The following is a 15,188-nucleotide window of genomic DNA, read 5'->3' as shown; positions in this document are numbered from 1 at the left end:
CCGGCCTATTCGGCTGTGATGGGCGGGTCCAACAGGTGTGGTCAGTGATGTCCGGCGTTCTCGCTATGATGAGGGGTCTTACATATGCAGGCGGAAAGATTTTCAGAGTGTCGCCAGGCCGGACGGGTGCTCTTCCCCCACGTAGTCGCTTCTGCTCGGGGTCCCCCACTGGGAAGCTTCCGCCACCACTTCCCCTCAGCCCACAACGAGGACATCGACGATGAACAAAGCCCCGACCACGAAGACCTCTCCGAGAGCGAGTTCAGCGATCGGAGCCGGCGTGGTGCTTGTCCTCACGATGGCTGTCGTGATCGTCAGCGTGGGCTTCGTTGTTGTGGGGTGGCAAGGATGGATGACAGCAACGTCCTATACAACAGCGGTCGCACCAGCAGCGCTGACCACGACCGGTGCCATGATTGTTGCGCTTGTGCTCTACCACCGGTGGAACAGGGATCACTATCAGCGCGAGGATCTGGAGACGGCAAGGCTCGGGCACGCCCAGCGACTTGAGACCTCACGCCAGGAGCACGCTGACAAGTTGGAACGTGATCGCATCACACATTCCGAGGGTGAGGAACGTCAACGCTCACGCGAAGAGTACTTCCGTCACCGTGCCCAGGAACGAGGCAAGCGTCGCGAATCCATGGGGCAACGGATGGCCACTGCTGTGGAGCATCTCTCCAGGGCCAACGGCATGACACAAGCTGCTGGGCTGCTCGAGCTCGGCGGCCTGGTCGACGACTGGTGGGCCTTCGGACAAGAGTGGATCAATGACATCGATGAGCGTGATCACGAGTCGGTTGAGCGTATCAACGCCGAGGTTCAGCGTCGTCGACAGGAGCTTATTGACCTCATCTTCAAGCAGCGCGTCCCTTCCGTGGACGCGGAAGGGACGCGCTGCTGAACGTCACCGGTGGGCCATGGTTCAGGAGACCCGTGCTCGTCTCCTCCTAAACCATGACAACAACGCCCACGACTCCTGGAGGGGCCTCGACTTGTCTCACGCTTACCTCAAGGGATGCAACCTTACAAAGGCCGCTCTCGGGGGATTCAGATTCAATCGCGCCAACTTCAAGGGGGCGAGATTAAATGGATGCAACCTGGGTGATGCCAGTCTCTCTCATGCCTACTTTGAGGGAGCGCATCTCGAGAGCGCAACCTTCGATGGAGCTGCCATGAGTGGAGCTGATTTTAAAGATGCATCGTTCTTAGCGACGTCATTTGTCGGGGCATCACTGGGACACGCGAAGTTCCACGAGATCTTTCTCCATGCGGATCTGAGACATAGTATTCTTTTCGACGTTGACCTCCGCAAGGTTGAGATGGAATACGTCCAGCTCCAGGGGGCGAAACTGGTCGATAACGAGGTCCCCCTACGCTCTAGGATCACCCAGACGCGAATTGTCGATTACTACGAAGGCTTGGTTGAGTACGATAGTACGACTGTTTTCCCGGAGGGGTTCGATCCGAAGGGGGCAGGTTTCGAGCTTGTCGAAGCCACAAATCAGGATCGCACTTAGGAGTCAAGGGTTACCGCGGTGTCATCCACAAAGCTGGAACTTTCCTATCAGGGCAGGAATCACACCGAGTCTTGAGCGAAGCAGTCGTCGGCACCCGCGGGGATAGAGCCGTCAGCAGTCCGTCGTGGTGGCATCCTCCTGCTGGACACTGTGCTTGCTAGGGGAAGTGATCGCAGTGTCTGCGCGTCACCTCGTGCGCTGTCCGGCGAGCTCTATGGCCTCCCTCATGATGCTGTGCACGCTCCTTACATATCCTCGTCGACCATGTTGTCTTCCAGCCGACCGATCCCCACCAACGCCTTGTGGACGGTGTGGTGATTAGGCGTACTGCACCTTCCCCTTGGTGACAGCTCGTACCCACTTTCCTTCCTCAGCCGTGCCGTAGCGCGTGATCAGTGGGCTGAGCATGTGATAGCTGTAGTACTTCTCCTGCGGATCAGTCAGCACACGGGCCAGACTCGCCACATCGTTGTGCCGTAACCAGTCAAGCAGCGTGTTCGCGGCCTGCAGCCGTTCAGGATCCGTACTGTTGTTGCGACCACGCAGGATCATCTCCACTGACCTCTCATCAGTGGATAGATCGATACCCTCAGCAATGACACGTTCTAGGATCAATCGGTTGTGCAGAGTCTGGCGGTAGGTACGCGGGGAAATCGGGCCGCGGTAGGTCTCCACCGTGAACTCAGGAGCAGGCAGTGAGCCTGCAGGGTGCTCGGACATCATGTGCTCCTCCTGGCTCTCGACACAGTTAGTGATGTTCCAGGTTACCGTGTCGCGTTGGCTGTTCGAAGAGTCGTTTTCATGTCCGACCGTCCAGTAAAATGGAGACCATTAGACAGGCAGACACCGGCTGTGAAAAGGGTGCTACTTCATGGTGGATTTCGACACGCTGAAGGGTGTGGATGGGTACCGCGCGGCCTTCCCGGAGGTGTTTGACCGGATGAGCGACGCTGATACAAAGCAGGTCGTCCGGGCTGTGCACTCCAGTGTGCTGTCGGGACGCGAGCCCACCGCTGAGGAGATGCAGGCCTCCGCTGACCGGATCTTGAACCGGCGTCCCGGAGGATTGACCAGCGCGGACGTCGAGGAGATCCTCGCCCAGGTGCGGCAACGATCGCGCCGCCGGTGAGGACAACTATGTCATCGATCCCAGAGCGCCAGCGGTTCTATGTCACCGAGTACGACGCCATGCAGTCCTTGGCCACGAACGTGAACGCGGCCGATCCGAAGCACGACCGCGCGGCTGTCATTTACCATGATCGGTTCTAAGGGTCTGGCCGCCTACCTGTGCTTTCTGCGTGACGAGTTCCGCTGTCTAAGAGACCGAATAGTGTCAAAGGAGTCGAGTAGTGACACGTGATTACCGCACCGAAGACCAGAAAATGGCGGCTGTAGCCGCCTCTATGACCATGGCTGGCCAGCCGGTGACTCCCGAGGACGAAGTCCGTTGTCGACGGATCTTCCGCGGTGAACTCACTGATGACCAGGCAGTCCTAGAGATCTTGGAGGAGGAAGGACTGGCAGACAGCTCGCGGGCTGCCGAACTACGCCGCCGCATCGCCCACCAGACTGATGACTAAGTCGCATCCTGCTGCTGATCGGCCGTGGAACGTGCCGAGCGTGTGTGGGCCTCGTTCTTACGTTTGCGTGCGGCACGGGTCTCATCGATATCGGGATATTTCTCCCGGATGATGCGACGGGTCTCCTCTAAAGACTCGCGTTTAATGCGTGCGAGCTGCTCGGGGGTGATTCTGGTGGTCATAGTTCCTCCTCGGGGCCTAAGGCCTCATTCTAGTGGGGGATCCCTCCTGCTAGCAGGCCTGTGGGCCACCATCGCTACCCCAGCATCGTGTTGGCAGACTGCCTACAAAGGTCACCAGATAACAGCACCTGTTCCGCTAAATCAGGGTGAGGAGAAGGAGGCGTGCCGGTGGCTCACTTCCCGGATGATTCTGCGTGCCACGTCAGTGTGCCAGGGTCCCAGGTGCCCGATTCTGTCGCTGCGTGGAGAGGTAACAGAGGATCAATCAGCAGTGCAGTAATCCCTAGCGCTTCATCGACGTCCTCGAGCTGGGTGCGGGTGCCACCGAACTTCCTGGCTTTGGTTGGGTACTCAGTCAGCCACTTCTCGTCCGGCGCCGTGATCCGCTCGGGCAGTGTCATCTGTCGGATCCGGCACTGTGTCGCCAGCGCCTGCTGGAGATCTGCCGCCTCCACGCTCAACTCCAGCGCGATCAGGGCGATGTCGTAGAGATCACGGTAGCGCGTCGAGGCTTTCCCCGGCGGGGTGGCACCATGACGCTCGTACATGGCACAGACCTTGTCGGCTACCTGGTTGGCGACCGGATAAGAGTGAACCTGAAACTGCCGTGGCAGGAAATCTGCCTCCACCTCATAGGTGGCCAGTACTGTAATCGGCTCTATGGTGCGGTTGACCTGCAGTTCACCGCTGACATCCACTTTGAAACCAGTGAACCTGCCTCCGGCGCCGAAGACGACCAGAACGTCGATCCTCTCGCTATCGATCATGCCGACAGGGCTGGTCTTACTCGAACGCTGAACCCGGAAAGTGTACGGCCCGACGCGATGACCATCCATGGACCCAACAAGGTCTTGCGCTGCGCCGGACGAGGACACCGGTTCATCCTGGCGGTAGAGGTCCAGGTCCTGGGTCTGTCGTGCACCGGGGATCCGGCAGTAGATGTTTGACCCTCCCTTGAGCACCCAACCCGGGTGAGCGCCCATCAGCTCGTGGAGGAACACTTCCCGGAAGAACTGACTGTAAGCATCATTGATGTTCACCCCCTTCGTCCTCGCCTGGTCCTTCAGTGCTTTCACGAGTTGAGGATGGGTTGTCATCGGTGCTGTCCTTGTTCTGTCGGGAACGCTTCTGTACCGGGGTGATCGGTCTGACGGTTCTGCTAGCCGGTGGTAATCCGAGTGCCTCCGCTGCGCCGAGACTGTCTAGGTCTCCGATTGCTGCTCCGCTGAGCCCTAACGTTCTTCGGAGCACATCTCGTGCATTGGACGTTTCCCCCAGGGCTCCTGAGCCTATGTAGTCGTGCATCGACACACCCGGTTTTCCGAAGGCTGGCCCGAGGGCATCGCGCAGTGGCGCACTCGAGTCCCTCAGGGCTGGTCCGAAGATATCTCGAAGTGCCTGATTACCGGTCAATTGTGGTGCGAGAGCTGAGCTTAAAACCGCCACCTGCTCCTGGAGAGGCCGAAGGCTTCGCTGAACAGTGACAATGTTCTCTTGTCTGGCTGCTCGCCAGGAAAGTACTCGGCCAGCAGATCAGCCATCCCGTCCTGGTCACCAGCATCCACGCCGAAGGCTGCCTCCAGGCCGTCTAGGCTCTCGAGCAGTTCGTCTTCACCTACCAACCGCTTTCGGGCGGCGTCGGCGACCATGTCGAGAAGATGCCCTGGTTCGTGGCCGGCCCGCGCCAGATCCGCGATCGTGCGGGAAACCACCGTGACAGGCAGTCCAGCATCCGGATGCACCGTCCAGTCAGTGTCGCCGAGCGCTGCGCGGTGGAAATGCACATCGGGTTGGCGACTTTGGCGCCGGTCAGCCACGGTGAAGTGTGCCCCGTCTGGCCACAGGTCACCGATCCCCCACAGATCAGCCGCTGTGTCATGCGAGACCACCGCCGCTGCGGCAAGTTTGGCATCACTGGTGCGGTCGGCAGCCATGAGCTCTGGTTGCAGCGCGAGCCATTGTGCTTTGAGCTCCAGCTCGGCCGATAGCGCTGTGGCTGTGGTGGCGTAGACGCCATGGCGAACCCTTACCAACACCCCATGGTTGGTCAGCCGGCGCAGCGAGGGGAGATCGACCCCGGCGGCTTTCGCCTGGGCCGAGCTGACCAGGCCCCACTGCTGGGAGGCCAGGTCACCAACGATCTCCGCTGCCTCTGCACTCTTCATTCTTCATAAAGTACCATATAGACACTTTTTGAAGTAGCGAAGACTCGTCGATGCGCTTCGAAAACTACCGTTTGGGTGTTTTTTGCAGTGCGTCGGTAGTCGACCGTACTTTCCTGTCGAATGCGTGTTCGGCCCATGCCCGGGGCAGGTCCAACCCCACTTCTAGCCTGTGAGGTGCACGTACTCATCTGACCACACGGCACCAACCACACCACGCTACGGAGGCAACCATGACATTCACACCGACCCTGTCCATCCCCCGCGACGACGTCGCCGCGACCCTGACGGCCTACGAACCATCGACGACCCGTGAGGACATCGACCGTTATATGTCACAGATGCAGTCCATGTTCACCCATCTGGTCACCGTCGATGGTCTGGACGCGCAGGCGGCCGAGCAGAGCGTTCGCGGAATGTATCTCGAAGAGCTTAGCGCCGCGACCGCCGAGCGCAACGACCAGGACGAGATCGAGGAAGCCACCGAGGACGATGTACTGAACATGACCTTCGAGGAGGCCATGAGCGGTGGCGGATGTGACAGCTACGAGGAGTTCGAGCAACGCTACAGCACGTGGCTCTGAACAATCGGTCACAAAGCCGTGCATAGCGACCAAGGGCTGCGGCGTCTGTGCAGGCGAGTAGCAAATCCGTACCGGGCGGTAGCGTTCAGAGCGGTAGAATTATTGAAGTGGGAGGCGGGGTGATTCGTCCGCCGCACGGTTATCCAGTGGGTCTACGGCGGCGCACCTCCGTCTCCCCGCTGCGCCTGCTGCCCCTGCTCCTCCAGCGCCGATAGCCCTGTGGCCGAAGAGCTGCTCCTGTGCCCCGGCAAGGCCCGCCATGAGGTGAGGGCAGGACTACTCGCTTCAGACTCAGGGAACTTCGTTCTGTGCTGCCCAGGGCACAATGACCTGATCGTAAAGCTGCGCGGTAAGGTCATCCTCCGACAGCACGTGCAGGTACTTCGTGTCGATGTGGGTTGCTGGCTCATCCCCACCCGGGTTGTGATCGATGGAGACGACGACTGTATAGGCATCGCCGACCTGCTCGTCGGTGAACTGGTAGGTCAGCTCTTCGCCGTCTTCACGACGGATCACGACTCGGCGGTCATCCAGACTCTCGTAGCCGATGATGAAGTCGTGGTCTTCTTCTGCTCGTTGAGCGAACTGGGTCTCGTCGGTGATATCGAACATCGCTTCGCCCTTCCGTAGGGGAACTCCGGATCATCAGCAACAGTTTCCCTGTACACGGTATCAGCGAGGGGGTGGGACCCGCGTCGTGTACGAGGCGTGGGGCTGTCGGGGTGTCGCTTCTAGGTGCAGTGCGGACGCCTTCGCGTCTATCGCCCTACGTGACTGTCCCCGGGGGTCGTAGTTGCGAGCCGGTCAGCGGAGTTGATGACAGCAGCCCTCGATGCGCTCGAGGCAAGTGCATTCCGGATGGCCCGATCGCGCTCAGATCGGGTGGAAATGGCCTCCTGCTCTGCATCCTGGTTGCCACTGACCGTGTGGGCAGATTCCGCACGCGAACCGGCAGCAGTAGTGGTCTGGGTGTCTTCGAGTGCTCTGCGAAGTGATCTCGCGCTGACCTCGCTGTTATCGGCCACGGGTAATGGGGCTACCGTCATCTATTCGATCCGGCTGAAGTGATCAATGACGATGTCCTTAGCGTTCGAACTGTCGAACCCGAGCATGTGGTGAACGGCGATGGCGGTACGGTGATCTGTGGGTATCTGTACAGAACGCGCCCACTTCTACACCATTAGTATGATTCAGTGAACTATACACCACGAGGTTCGAGGAGACTGCAGTGGTGGTCCTTCGAACGCACAGTATCGGTGTCGAACATGCTGATGCGGTCGATGCGCTCTGGATGCACAACCGTGAGCGGATCGTGTGGATGTGAGCTTGGCTCCGGCGCGCCTCCCCGGCCAGGTCGGTCACACCCGTTACGGTGGCTGCCAACACATATAAAAGAGCGCCACCCAGGTTGCCGCCCGGATGACGCTCGCTAACCCCACGACTCAGACCTCGTGGAGAAAGCCTGCACATGAGTATACGCCATGACGCTTCGCCGTCACGATGCAACAACGGCGCGTCGCCAGAGTTTTTCTCCCCGGTGCGCCGTCCACGTACTCCCCTCCCCCACCGTGCTCCTGGTAGCGCAGGAGCCTCTACCTGCAAGGTCGCAGAAAGTCTTTCGCCGAGCATCGCAGGAACAGAGCTGGCCTCCCCCTCCCCCACTTCGATGCGTATTGGCCATCCCTTGGCAGGCGACCCCACAGAGCAGGCAGTGTCTACCCGACGTCGCTCGCCGAGAGCACTCCCGGCTGTACTACTGCTCGCCCGAGTCGTAGCTGGTGGATGGGTCTTACCTCGTCGTCCTGGACTCTCGTGTGGGGTCATCCCGGGACGGCCTCCGCCGACGGCTTCTGTGGTGAGTGCTCCTCACCTGACTGCCCCTGCTTCTCCGTGTCGCCTGTTCCCCGAGCCTCGGGGATGTGGAAAGATTGTCGAATGACATATCTGTAATTACCTCGAGGAGGATCTACCTGCCCAACCCCCGATGTGATGGAGCCATCGCCCAGCTCACCTCACCCGGCTAGTTAGCCGTGTGACCAGGGCGCTCGACACAACTTCACAGGGAATGGACAAAATCTGCCCGTCACCGGCCGAAACAAGGGTGACCGGCGGTATGCATCAGTGACCGCGCCACGTGGCCCCTGCCAAGGGCTACAGGATTAGGACTGGCCGAACCGATAGCAAAGCCGCTGCAGACAGAGAAAAACCCCCGGGGCCAACCGAGGGTCTTTCGAAAAGTTCTGGCGAGAAGAAGGGCCAACTTCTTCTGCTTTTTGTTCCCCCCGAACACCAGGGAGCGTCATTGCTATTCGACGTATCCCAGGATAGCTGCACCCTCTTACCAGATGCAAGAGGACACAGCCATAACCTGGGTTTTTCTGTATCCACTGCAGTTCAGACGGGTATCACCTCACCTGCGACAACTCAACAATCCCCTCCAACCGACGGTAAACAGCACCTGCCGCGGTGGCGTCTGCGACCGCGCATCGCCGCCGGGCTGGTATCCACCGCGCTGCAGCTCTCCGAGCGCCGCGACTCGGTGGAACCGGACTGGTGGACCCGCCAGCAGATCGCCGAGACCGTCACCGAGGAGCAGATCACCGCGGCCAATACCACCGCCCGCTCGCTGCGACGTATCGCCAACGTCGCGCGGACAGTCATGCGCGCACGTTTCCAACGCGGCGAAATCAGTGCCTGGTCGAAAGTCCTAGACCTGCCGGCAGATTTCGTCGACGCCCGCGACGAGCTGACCCACTACGCCGACACCATCGCTGAGGACCTGTCCCGCGCGCGTAGCGAGATCCAGCCGGCGATCGAGGCACTCAACGCCGCCCAACGCTCCGCGACGTCCTGGGAACTTCCCGCCACTGCCCTGGCCACCCGTGGCTACTGGGCGGGGCGTGACCACTGGGTCGAGCACGCCGATGCCTGCATCGACACCGCCCGGGCAGACGGGGTCACCTTGGACTGCTCGCCGCACAACATCCGTGCACTGATCCGCGGATTGGCGGACTTCTTCGATGCCTCCGGGCATGGCTGCACCGCGGCCAACGCCACCATCGTCGCGCGTGCCCAACAGGTCCACGGGGCAACGATCGCTGAATCCACCGGGGTCCGTCGGCTCAGCACGATCACCCGGGTCCTCACCGAGCACAAGTTCCTCAAGCCCCAGGCGAAGGGGCGTTATCTCACCAGCATCGAGCGTATGGCTGCCCGTTGCCACCATGGCAACACCCAGCACCGAGCGGCCAATCACTTCGACGCCAATATCCCTCGCCACTTGCTGCCCACCGGTACCCCTCCCCCACCGGCACCCGCCTGGGCCAGTACGACCGGCAGCCGGTTGGCAGACGTCCACCGCGCCCCGTTCCCTGCGTGTACTGGCGATCCGGTCCAGTGGCGCATGGCCATTCTGAAACACACTGTGACCTGCAGAGAAGAACAGCAGTCTACCTATACTGATAGTTACTGGCGATTTTCACCCCCAGATGAAAATTGGGTTACTCACCAGCGGGCGCACGCGCCCGCGGACACCGAGATTTCCTCATCCTCACCGAATTATGCGTCCCCAACGACCCAAGAGCCGGCTTCGCCGCCTCATATCACAGACCAGAAGAGAATCGAATCACGGATCAGTCTGCGGGCTCGGCGTATCGCTGACGACCTGACTCGCCACGAGCCTGATAACTCGTTGGCCACCGGCCCCTACGCGCATCTGCTGACCTGTGGTAACCGGTCCCTCTCATTGAATAGTCTAGCGAGACTCATTGATCGACTTACTCCGGACTGGGCAGGAACCCGAGACGTCCTCGCCGGCCTGGTCCACGCCGCGACCTCCCCCACCACCGGCCACATCGCACTCGGACTAAGTACCCGACCGGATAACCCGGCCGCCTGGATGAGATCCGTACTGTCCCGCATCACATGGCAGACCCCAGACAACTTCCCCACACGCGCCACTGTCGACGAAGCATACGGGCTCACCTGGTGCGGACTACGGAGGGAATGGGTCAACGTTGGCTAGGCCCAAACTTTGCAGAAGAGACCAACAAGGGGTGTCTATTCCAACCTCCAGGTAGCACTTGACACGTCTGGCCGACCACGGCCTTAGTTCGTGATGTATATACAGCTTGCTGTATATACAGAGGGCCTCTGGTTCTGGATCGACATGTGCCTAGTCTAACTGTAAAGACAGGTATACGGCAGCTGTAAATACAGTAGCTGTAAAGCTGCGTCAACGTAAAGCTGTATACCTGTAAAGGGCCAGTAGCTGTACCAGGATGTCCGCCGTGTAGATCTGTAACTGTAATGCTGTCAAGACAGTTAGACGTATAACTGTATAACCAGTTAGATGGCTACCGTGTTGCTGTATAGCCGGTTGCTGTAGTGCTGTATGCTGTACTTACAGCAACCGGCTATACAGCAACACAGGAGTACAGACGATGATAATCGCAGTGGTGAATACGAAGGGTGGCACCGCGAAGACTACAAGTGCCGTCTTCCTTGCCTGCGCTTTTGCGCAGCGAGGGTATTCAACGACGGTCATTGACCTGGATGCACAAGGTTCTGCCAGTGACTGGGCAGATCGTGCAGAGATGGCAGGGGAGTCGCTTCCTTTTTCGGTCGAGGTCACAAACTTGCGGAGACTGCCTCGACTAGCCGAGCGCCATCGCGGCCCGGAGGACGCGGTCATCATTGACACTCCGCCCGGGGACCCTGACTCCATTGACACTGCAATCAAGGTTGCGGACTTTGTTCTCGTCCCCAGTCAAGCTTCTCCGATTGAGATTGCTCGAGTGTGGGAGACACTGCCGGCACTCCAGAACACTCCACATGGCATCCTGATCACGGCTGCGCGACTTGGAACTCGAAGCCTGGAAATGGCCACTAAGCAGCTTGAGGAGCACGAGGTATCAGTGTTCACGACGCGTATCCCGATTCGAGAAGGGATTAGAGATACCTTTGGCGAACTGCCGTCGAGAACCTACGGCTACGAGGACGTCGCCAATGAGATCCTGGAGGTGTTGGCATGAGTCTGAAGAAGGCGCCAGTAGGGAAGTTCGGGCCAAAGACCCCCCTTGCTGCGGGGTCGACGCAGCAAGAACGCTCCGTCAGGGAGGGGTTTGCGCAGCCTAGTGATCGGATGAAGAAGCTTACGGTCCAGTTTGATGCCACGTTGCACTCAGAACTGAAGCAGATTGCTGCCAGTGAAGGCACGACCATGCGAGAGATCCTCGAGCGGTTGGCCACTGACTATGTCGATACCCATAGAGATCGCCTGAGGTAGACAGCAATACAGCTAGACGGTCGCTGTATTGCTGTATTGGGGCTGATCGCCCAGCCTATCAGATTGGCTGCTTACGAACGTGCAGCCATCCAAGAATGTTCACCGACGTGACGGTACGACGATGTCGATATTTGCTGCTGGGTCAACGGATTTGACTTGCCTGTCTTCGTCTTTTCAGTCGACTACCAACAATGGCGAGCTGGGGCTATCGGCTGCGTGCGGTGTCCACTACTGTGGAGCGGGTAAATACCAGGCACGTCATCACCCTTGGGGAAGAAGGGCACGAGACCATGACCGCAGCACAACCGGTGCCCATCCAGGGCACTCTTTTCGACACTGCCAGCCCGGCCAACGAAACCATCGGCTACCGAGGCACGACCGTGTGCCAGCTCGCCGGTATCAGTTACCGTCAACTCGACTACTGGACCCGCACCAACTTAGTAAGCGCATCAATCGCCAGCGCCGCCGGCTCCGGGTCGCACCGGCTGTATTCGTTCCGTGATGTCCTGATGATCAAGATCATCAAGACCCTCATCGACGCCGGCATCAGCCTGCAGAACGTCCGCAAAGCCATCGGCCATCTCGCCGATAGGGGAGTGGCGGACTTGTCGAGCCTGACACTGTTCTGCGATGGCACCACCATCTATGAATGTCGCAGCGCCGACGACGTCATCGACCTGCTGGCTGGGGGCCAGGGTGTGTTCGGTCTGGCAGTGCCGGGCCTGATGAAAGACCTGTCGGCAACGATCACTCAACTCGACCCCACTGCAACAGAAGTGGCCACGACAGATGAACTGGCAGCACGACGTGCGGCCAGGGCAGCGTCCTAGATAGTGGCATCGGGGAAGGGGTTATCCGCAACCCGCTGCACCCAGAGCGCCTCGAGCCACCCGGCCGCCGCTGTATCCACGTAGCCGGCAGTGGTGCTGATGTTCTCGATGAACTGCGAGTCGTCGAGGTGATAGACCGGCTCGGAATGTGAATACCGGTTCCGCACACCGTTGAGATAGTCCATTGCCGCATACAGCTCACCGCGGTCACGCTTACTACGTACCCTTCCGGTGAAACCACGGGCAACCACCGGCCACACCGTGGCCTGATACTGGGTGCTCAGCAGGAACCTCCAGGTACCGAACATGAGTTCTGCGACGACTTTTCCACCGGGAGCCTCTGGCCCACCGGCGGTGGATACCGCCTTATCGAGGTTTCTGATCATCTGCCGGTTGAACCCATAGTGCTGGACATCGAGATACTAGGCGATCTGAGCAGCTCGATCGGTGGAGGACAGTTCGCGGTGGATCACGTTGCGGACCAGAACTTCAACATGAAGGATCAGCTCGGACATGTGTGTTGATCGCTGTGCGTTGTACATGTAGAGCTCGACGGTATCGGCCGCATGGGTCCGGTATCTGTGCAGACGCTCGGGCGAGATCCACGCCTCCAGCTGGTCTGCAGTGATCCGGCTCATCTGGGCTAAGGGAGCATCGTGAGGTTGGCACAGTGGGGGAGTGCGGGGCACTATACTAAGTGAAAGCCCCGGGACGATCCCTGGTTTGACTGGACTGCACGGTCTGGAACACGGACTAGATCGCCGGGGCTAACGAATTTCCGGGGAACAGGCCACAGGCAGTGGGGGAGTGGCCTCGAAAGACGTGAGCTTCAGTACGGTCGTGTTACCGAAGAGACACTGTGCGCGGGCCGCGAGTAGGTGCGAACAACAGGCGCACGCCGTGGAGCGCGGTGCTCTAACCTTGGCTCATGTGTGCAACCTACGGGCTTCAGCCATTTTTCGACCTGCCGCCGATGGATGAACAGGAAAACCGACACCTGTTGGAGCAGTGGATTGAGCGGCGCGGTGGTACCGCGAGGATCACCGGGAAGAAGGCCGTGAATCTGAACCCGTTGATTACCGCCGACGCGGATGGGCAGCGGGAGATGCAGTTGGCCTGGTGGTGGCTTCACGTCGGCAATGAACCGGCGAAGTTCAGCGCGTTCAACGCCCGTGACGACAAGCTGCTGTCCTCGCGGGCGTGGAAGGGGTCGTTCCGGGAACACCGCGCTCTGGCACCGGCCACCTGGTACGTCGAGAAGGGTAAGCGTTTTGCCCTGCCGGATGGTGAAGGCTTCGGTATCGCATCGATCACCACCACTGCTTACCGCGGTGATGAGGAGACGTTGACCTATGCACTCGTGACGCGGGATGCGGTGGCTCAGCCGGCGACGGTGCATCCCCGGATGCCGCTGGTATTACCGCCAGAGCTGCACGATGACTGGCTGGACCCGGAGCTGGTGGGCGACGGGGAGCTGCTGGCTGAGGCACTGTCGGCCTCCGAGGAGATGAGCCGGTCCATGGTGATCGTCGGTGACACTGCAGACTAGGCACATAGCCGTCTGAAATGGGGTTACGTGGACTCGATGAGTTGTCACTACCGGGGGCCACAATGATGCACGGTGTGGCCATCAGGCCGCCCTCCTTGCCGCTGCGTGGATATGTGCTCGCGCGCGCGAGGTCCACGCAGCTGCGTGGACCCAACCAGTGGAAAGGGGGTGGTTGCCGTGGTTCACGCTAGAGATAGTGATGATGACCAGGGCAAGCAGCCCGGAGACGGCAAAGGAAAAGCCGCCGCCACAATCCCGGTATGGATTGGTGTGGCGTACGGCTTGGTCCAGATCGTCTCCGAAGTGCTCAGCTGGTTCAACTAGCTGAACACACCAGAGCACGCTAGCTGCTCGACAACCTCCGGAGCTTGGACCCTCCGGGGGTTGTTTTCATGATCAGAGCGACTACCGAGGACACGGGGAGTCTCCCTGACACCCATTACCCTACATCGGTTTCCGGAGAATCTCATCACGTCGTGCCGACTTCTCCTGGTTATCGCACATCGCTCGGCCTCCCGCAGGGCCTGGTCATCGATGGTTTCCGGAGAAAGCTACGGACATTCCGACACCAATGATCGAGACTCCGCCGATTCTCCCGATGGCGGTCATGCGTTCCGGTGATTTCGCCAACCAGGTCCGGGCGCGTCCGGCGACTAGCGCCCAGGTTGCGTCGGTGATTAGTCCGATGATCATGGGCACGATGCCGAGCACGAGCATTTGGATGGTGGTGCTGCCGGCACCCGGGTTGACGAACTGGGGAACAATCGCGGTGAACAGTACGAAGCTCTTGGGGTTGGTTAGCCCAACGATGGTGCCGGTACGTATCGCCGCCCACGGTGTCTTGGCCGCCTGATCTGTGTCGACGTCGTTGGCGGTGGTCACCGGTCCGGCATGACGAATCGCTTGGATACCCAGGTAGACAAGGTAGAGGATGCCGACCCATTTAATGATTTGGAACAGGATCTCCGAACGTTCCAGCAGTGGGCCGAGCCCGAGGGCGATCAGAGCACCGACGCTGTAACAGCCGATCGCGTTGCCCACGACGCTGCCCATCGCGCTGGTGCGGCCGTAACTTAACGCTCGTCCGACGACGAACATGACTGACGGGCCGGGAACGGCGATAAGCACCACGCAGGCCAGGGTGATACCTACTGCTTGTTCGAGAGGAATCATCCTTACAACCTAGCGCGTCGTCGGCAGAGCGCTCTATACCCTGTCTGGTTGGTGGTGGTCAGGGCGATGTGGCGTCAGGACCGCACATTGAGCCGGTGCTGGTTACTCTGCATGATCGCTCGGAAATCCATCCGCGGTTTCAGCATCCCGGCACTGAGCTTCTTTACATGCTTGAAGGTGAGATGACTTATCGCCACCAGGACACTGATTACCATATGCGGCCGGGGGACGCTTTACTGCTCGACGGCGAGGCAGTCCACGGTCCCGTGGAGCTTACTGAACTGCCCATCCGGTTCCTTGCAATTACCGCCTACCCACAGG

General features: G+C 59.8%; 19 protein-coding genes and 1 pseudogene. 12 read left to right on the top strand and 8 right to left on the bottom strand.

Translation table 11 applies throughout. The features are described from left to right. The first annotated feature begins 220 nt into the window (after positions 1-220). Complete coding sequence (locus BJF89_RS18825) at positions 221-904, top strand: hypothetical protein (protein ID WP_075812574.1); 684 nt, start codon at positions 221-223, stop codon at positions 902-904. A 16-nt stretch (positions 905-920) separates the two neighbouring features. Continuing rightward, complete coding sequence (locus BJF89_RS04310) at positions 921-1,520, top strand: pentapeptide repeat-containing protein (RefSeq protein ID WP_075812572.1); 600 nt, start codon at positions 921-923, stop codon at positions 1,518-1,520. 318 nt (positions 1,521-1,838) lie between these two features. Here the strand turns inward: BJF89_RS04310 and BJF89_RS04305 are convergent, their stop codons facing one another. Then, positions 1,839-2,243: a hypothetical protein gene (locus tag BJF89_RS04305; RefSeq protein WP_075812570.1), complete on the bottom strand. Its 405-nt coding sequence runs from the start codon at positions 2,241-2,243 to the stop codon at positions 1,839-1,841. A 148-nt stretch (positions 2,244-2,391) separates the two neighbouring features. On the opposite strand from BJF89_RS04305, the gene BJF89_RS04300 reads away from it, so the two are divergent. From BJF89_RS04300 to BJF89_RS04295, 3 genes are all read left to right on the top strand, one after another. Further along, positions 2,392-2,649 (top strand): hypothetical protein, encoded by a 258-nt coding sequence (locus BJF89_RS04300; protein WP_075812568.1) that lies wholly within the window; start codon positions 2,392-2,394, stop codon positions 2,647-2,649. Between the two features lie 8 nt (positions 2,650-2,657). Continuing rightward, positions 2,658-2,789, top strand: a complete 132-nt coding sequence (locus BJF89_RS19320; RefSeq protein ID WP_255372485.1) for a hypothetical protein — start codon at positions 2,658-2,660, stop codon at positions 2,787-2,789. 80 nt (positions 2,790-2,869) lie between these two features. Beyond that, the gene (locus tag BJF89_RS04295; protein WP_075812566.1) at positions 2,870-3,100 is read left to right on the top strand and encodes a hypothetical protein; all 231 of its coding nucleotides are present in this window, start codon (positions 2,870-2,872) and stop codon (positions 3,098-3,100) included. Here the strand turns inward: BJF89_RS04295 and BJF89_RS04290 are convergent. The 3 genes from BJF89_RS04290 to BJF89_RS19315 form a co-directional block, all read right to left on the bottom strand. Next, complete coding sequence (locus BJF89_RS04290) at positions 3,097-3,282, bottom strand: hypothetical protein (RefSeq protein WP_075812564.1); 186 nt, start codon at positions 3,280-3,282, stop codon at positions 3,097-3,099. The two genes, BJF89_RS04295 and BJF89_RS04290, sit on opposite strands and share 4 nt — an antisense overlap. Before the next feature lie 173 nt (positions 3,283-3,455). Next, entirely contained in the window at positions 3,456-4,379 is a 924-nt protein-coding gene (locus tag BJF89_RS04285) for a nucleotidyl transferase AbiEii/AbiGii toxin family protein (protein ID WP_075812562.1), read from the bottom strand. Between the two features lie 336 nt (positions 4,380-4,715). After that, entirely contained in the window at positions 4,716-5,447 is a 732-nt protein-coding gene (locus tag BJF89_RS19315) for a type IV toxin-antitoxin system AbiEi family antitoxin domain-containing protein (RefSeq protein WP_075812560.1), read from the bottom strand. A gap of 230 nt (positions 5,448-5,677) precedes the next feature. Between BJF89_RS19315 and BJF89_RS04275 the strand changes: the two genes are divergently transcribed. Continuing rightward, entirely contained in the window at positions 5,678-6,028 is a 351-nt protein-coding gene (locus BJF89_RS04275) for a hypothetical protein (protein WP_075812558.1), read from the top strand. Between the two features lie 291 nt (positions 6,029-6,319). On the opposite strand, the gene BJF89_RS04270 is transcribed toward BJF89_RS04275, so the two are convergent. Then, entirely contained in the window at positions 6,320-6,640 is a 321-nt protein-coding gene (locus BJF89_RS04270) for a hypothetical protein (RefSeq protein WP_075812556.1), read from the bottom strand. Between the two features lie 1,927 nt (positions 6,641-8,567). On the opposite strand from BJF89_RS04270, the gene BJF89_RS04265 reads away from it, so the two are divergent. From BJF89_RS04265 to BJF89_RS04250, 4 genes are all read left to right on the top strand, one after another. After that, the gene (locus tag BJF89_RS04265; protein WP_075812554.1) at positions 8,568-10,052 is read left to right on the top strand and encodes a hypothetical protein; all 1,485 of its coding nucleotides are present in this window, start codon (positions 8,568-8,570) and stop codon (positions 10,050-10,052) included. A gap of 418 nt (positions 10,053-10,470) precedes the next feature. Beyond that, positions 10,471-11,061 (top strand): ParA family protein, encoded by a 591-nt coding sequence (locus BJF89_RS04260; RefSeq protein ID WP_075812552.1) that lies wholly within the window; start codon positions 10,471-10,473, stop codon positions 11,059-11,061. Continuing rightward, complete coding sequence (locus BJF89_RS04255) at positions 11,058-11,315, top strand: hypothetical protein (RefSeq protein WP_075812550.1); 258 nt, start codon at positions 11,058-11,060, stop codon at positions 11,313-11,315. The genes BJF89_RS04260 and BJF89_RS04255 overlap by 4 nt, the downstream gene beginning before the upstream one ends. Positions 11,316-11,605: 290 nt before the next feature. Then, complete coding sequence (locus BJF89_RS04250; RefSeq protein ID WP_075812548.1) at positions 11,606-12,145, top strand: MerR family transcriptional regulator; 540 nt, start codon at positions 11,606-11,608, stop codon at positions 12,143-12,145. On the opposite strand, the gene BJF89_RS04245 is transcribed toward BJF89_RS04250, so the two are convergent. Continuing rightward, positions 12,142-12,531: a hypothetical protein gene (locus tag BJF89_RS04245; protein ID WP_075812546.1), complete on the bottom strand. Its 390-nt coding sequence runs from the start codon at positions 12,529-12,531 to the stop codon at positions 12,142-12,144. The two genes, BJF89_RS04250 and BJF89_RS04245, sit on opposite strands and share 4 nt — an antisense overlap. A gap of 36 nt (positions 12,532-12,567) precedes the next feature. Then, the gene (locus BJF89_RS04240; protein ID WP_075812544.1) at positions 12,568-12,783 is read right to left on the bottom strand and encodes a hypothetical protein; all 216 of its coding nucleotides are present in this window, start codon (positions 12,781-12,783) and stop codon (positions 12,568-12,570) included. Between the two features lie 335 nt (positions 12,784-13,118). Here BJF89_RS04240 and BJF89_RS04235 point away from each other — a divergent pair, with 335 nt between their 5' ends. After that, on the top strand, positions 13,119-13,694 hold the full coding sequence (locus BJF89_RS04235; RefSeq protein ID WP_255372484.1) for an SOS response-associated peptidase family protein: 576 nt from the start codon (positions 13,119-13,121) through the stop codon (positions 13,692-13,694). A 528-nt stretch (positions 13,695-14,222) separates the two neighbouring features. On the opposite strand, the gene BJF89_RS04230 is transcribed toward BJF89_RS04235, so the two are convergent. Continuing rightward, on the bottom strand, positions 14,223-14,867 hold the full coding sequence (locus tag BJF89_RS04230; protein WP_075812540.1) for a LysE family translocator: 645 nt from the start codon (positions 14,865-14,867) through the stop codon (positions 14,223-14,225). An 86-nt stretch (positions 14,868-14,953) separates the two neighbouring features. Between BJF89_RS04230 and BJF89_RS04225 the strand changes: the two are divergent. After that, positions 14,954-15,188, top strand: a pseudogene (locus tag BJF89_RS04225) (cupin domain-containing protein); the annotation flags it as partial.

The organism is Corynebacterium sp. CNJ-954 (assembly GCF_001942345.1).
Taxonomy (GTDB): domain Bacteria; phylum Actinomycetota; class Actinomycetes; order Mycobacteriales; family Mycobacteriaceae; genus Corynebacterium.
Note: the sequence above shows the minus strand (reverse complement) of the source record. Positions and strands in the feature narration are given on the sequence as shown.

What these genes read in the sequence shown, in the direction of transcription:
- BJF89_RS19320 (WP_255372485.1), top strand. Translation starts at nt 2,658, where the DNA reads ATGTCATCGATCCCAGAGCGCCAGCGGTTCTATGTCACCGAGTACGAC.
- BJF89_RS04305 (WP_075812570.1), bottom strand. Translation starts at nt 2,243, where the DNA reads ATGATGTCCGAGCACCCTGCAGGCTCACTGCCTGCTCCTGAGTTCACG.
- BJF89_RS19315 (WP_075812560.1), bottom strand. Translation starts at nt 5,447, where the DNA reads ATGAAGAGTGCAGAGGCAGCGGAGATCGTTGGTGACCTGGCCTCCCAG.
- BJF89_RS04245 (WP_075812546.1), bottom strand. Translation starts at nt 12,531, where the DNA reads ATGATCAGAAACCTCGATAAGGCGGTATCCACCGCCGGTGGGCCAGAG.
- BJF89_RS04290 (WP_075812564.1), bottom strand. Translation starts at nt 3,282, where the DNA reads ATGACCACCAGAATCACCCCCGAGCAGCTCGCACGCATTAAACGCGAG.
- BJF89_RS04240 (WP_075812544.1), bottom strand. Translation starts at nt 12,783, where the DNA reads ATGAGCCGGATCACTGCAGACCAGCTGGAGGCGTGGATCTCGCCCGAG.
- BJF89_RS04260 (WP_075812552.1), top strand. Translation starts at nt 10,471, where the DNA reads ATGATAATCGCAGTGGTGAATACGAAGGGTGGCACCGCGAAGACTACA.
- BJF89_RS04230 (WP_075812540.1), bottom strand. Translation starts at nt 14,867, where the DNA reads ATGATTCCTCTCGAACAAGCAGTAGGTATCACCCTGGCCTGCGTGGTG.
- BJF89_RS04250 (WP_075812548.1), top strand. Translation starts at nt 11,606, where the DNA reads ATGACCGCAGCACAACCGGTGCCCATCCAGGGCACTCTTTTCGACACT.
- BJF89_RS04285 (WP_075812562.1), bottom strand. Translation starts at nt 4,379, where the DNA reads ATGACAACCCATCCTCAACTCGTGAAAGCACTGAAGGACCAGGCGAGG.
- BJF89_RS18825 (WP_075812574.1), top strand. Translation starts at nt 221, where the DNA reads ATGAACAAAGCCCCGACCACGAAGACCTCTCCGAGAGCGAGTTCAGCG.
- BJF89_RS04275 (WP_075812558.1), top strand. Translation starts at nt 5,678, where the DNA reads ATGACATTCACACCGACCCTGTCCATCCCCCGCGACGACGTCGCCGCG.
- BJF89_RS04270 (WP_075812556.1), bottom strand. Translation starts at nt 6,640, where the DNA reads ATGTTCGATATCACCGACGAGACCCAGTTCGCTCAACGAGCAGAAGAA.
- BJF89_RS04235 (WP_255372484.1), top strand. Translation starts at nt 13,119, where the DNA reads ATGGATGAACAGGAAAACCGACACCTGTTGGAGCAGTGGATTGAGCGG.
- BJF89_RS04255 (WP_075812550.1), top strand. Translation starts at nt 11,058, where the DNA reads ATGAGTCTGAAGAAGGCGCCAGTAGGGAAGTTCGGGCCAAAGACCCCC.
- BJF89_RS04300 (WP_075812568.1), top strand. Translation starts at nt 2,392, where the DNA reads ATGGTGGATTTCGACACGCTGAAGGGTGTGGATGGGTACCGCGCGGCC.
- BJF89_RS04310 (WP_075812572.1), top strand. Translation starts at nt 921, where the DNA reads ATGGTTCAGGAGACCCGTGCTCGTCTCCTCCTAAACCATGACAACAAC.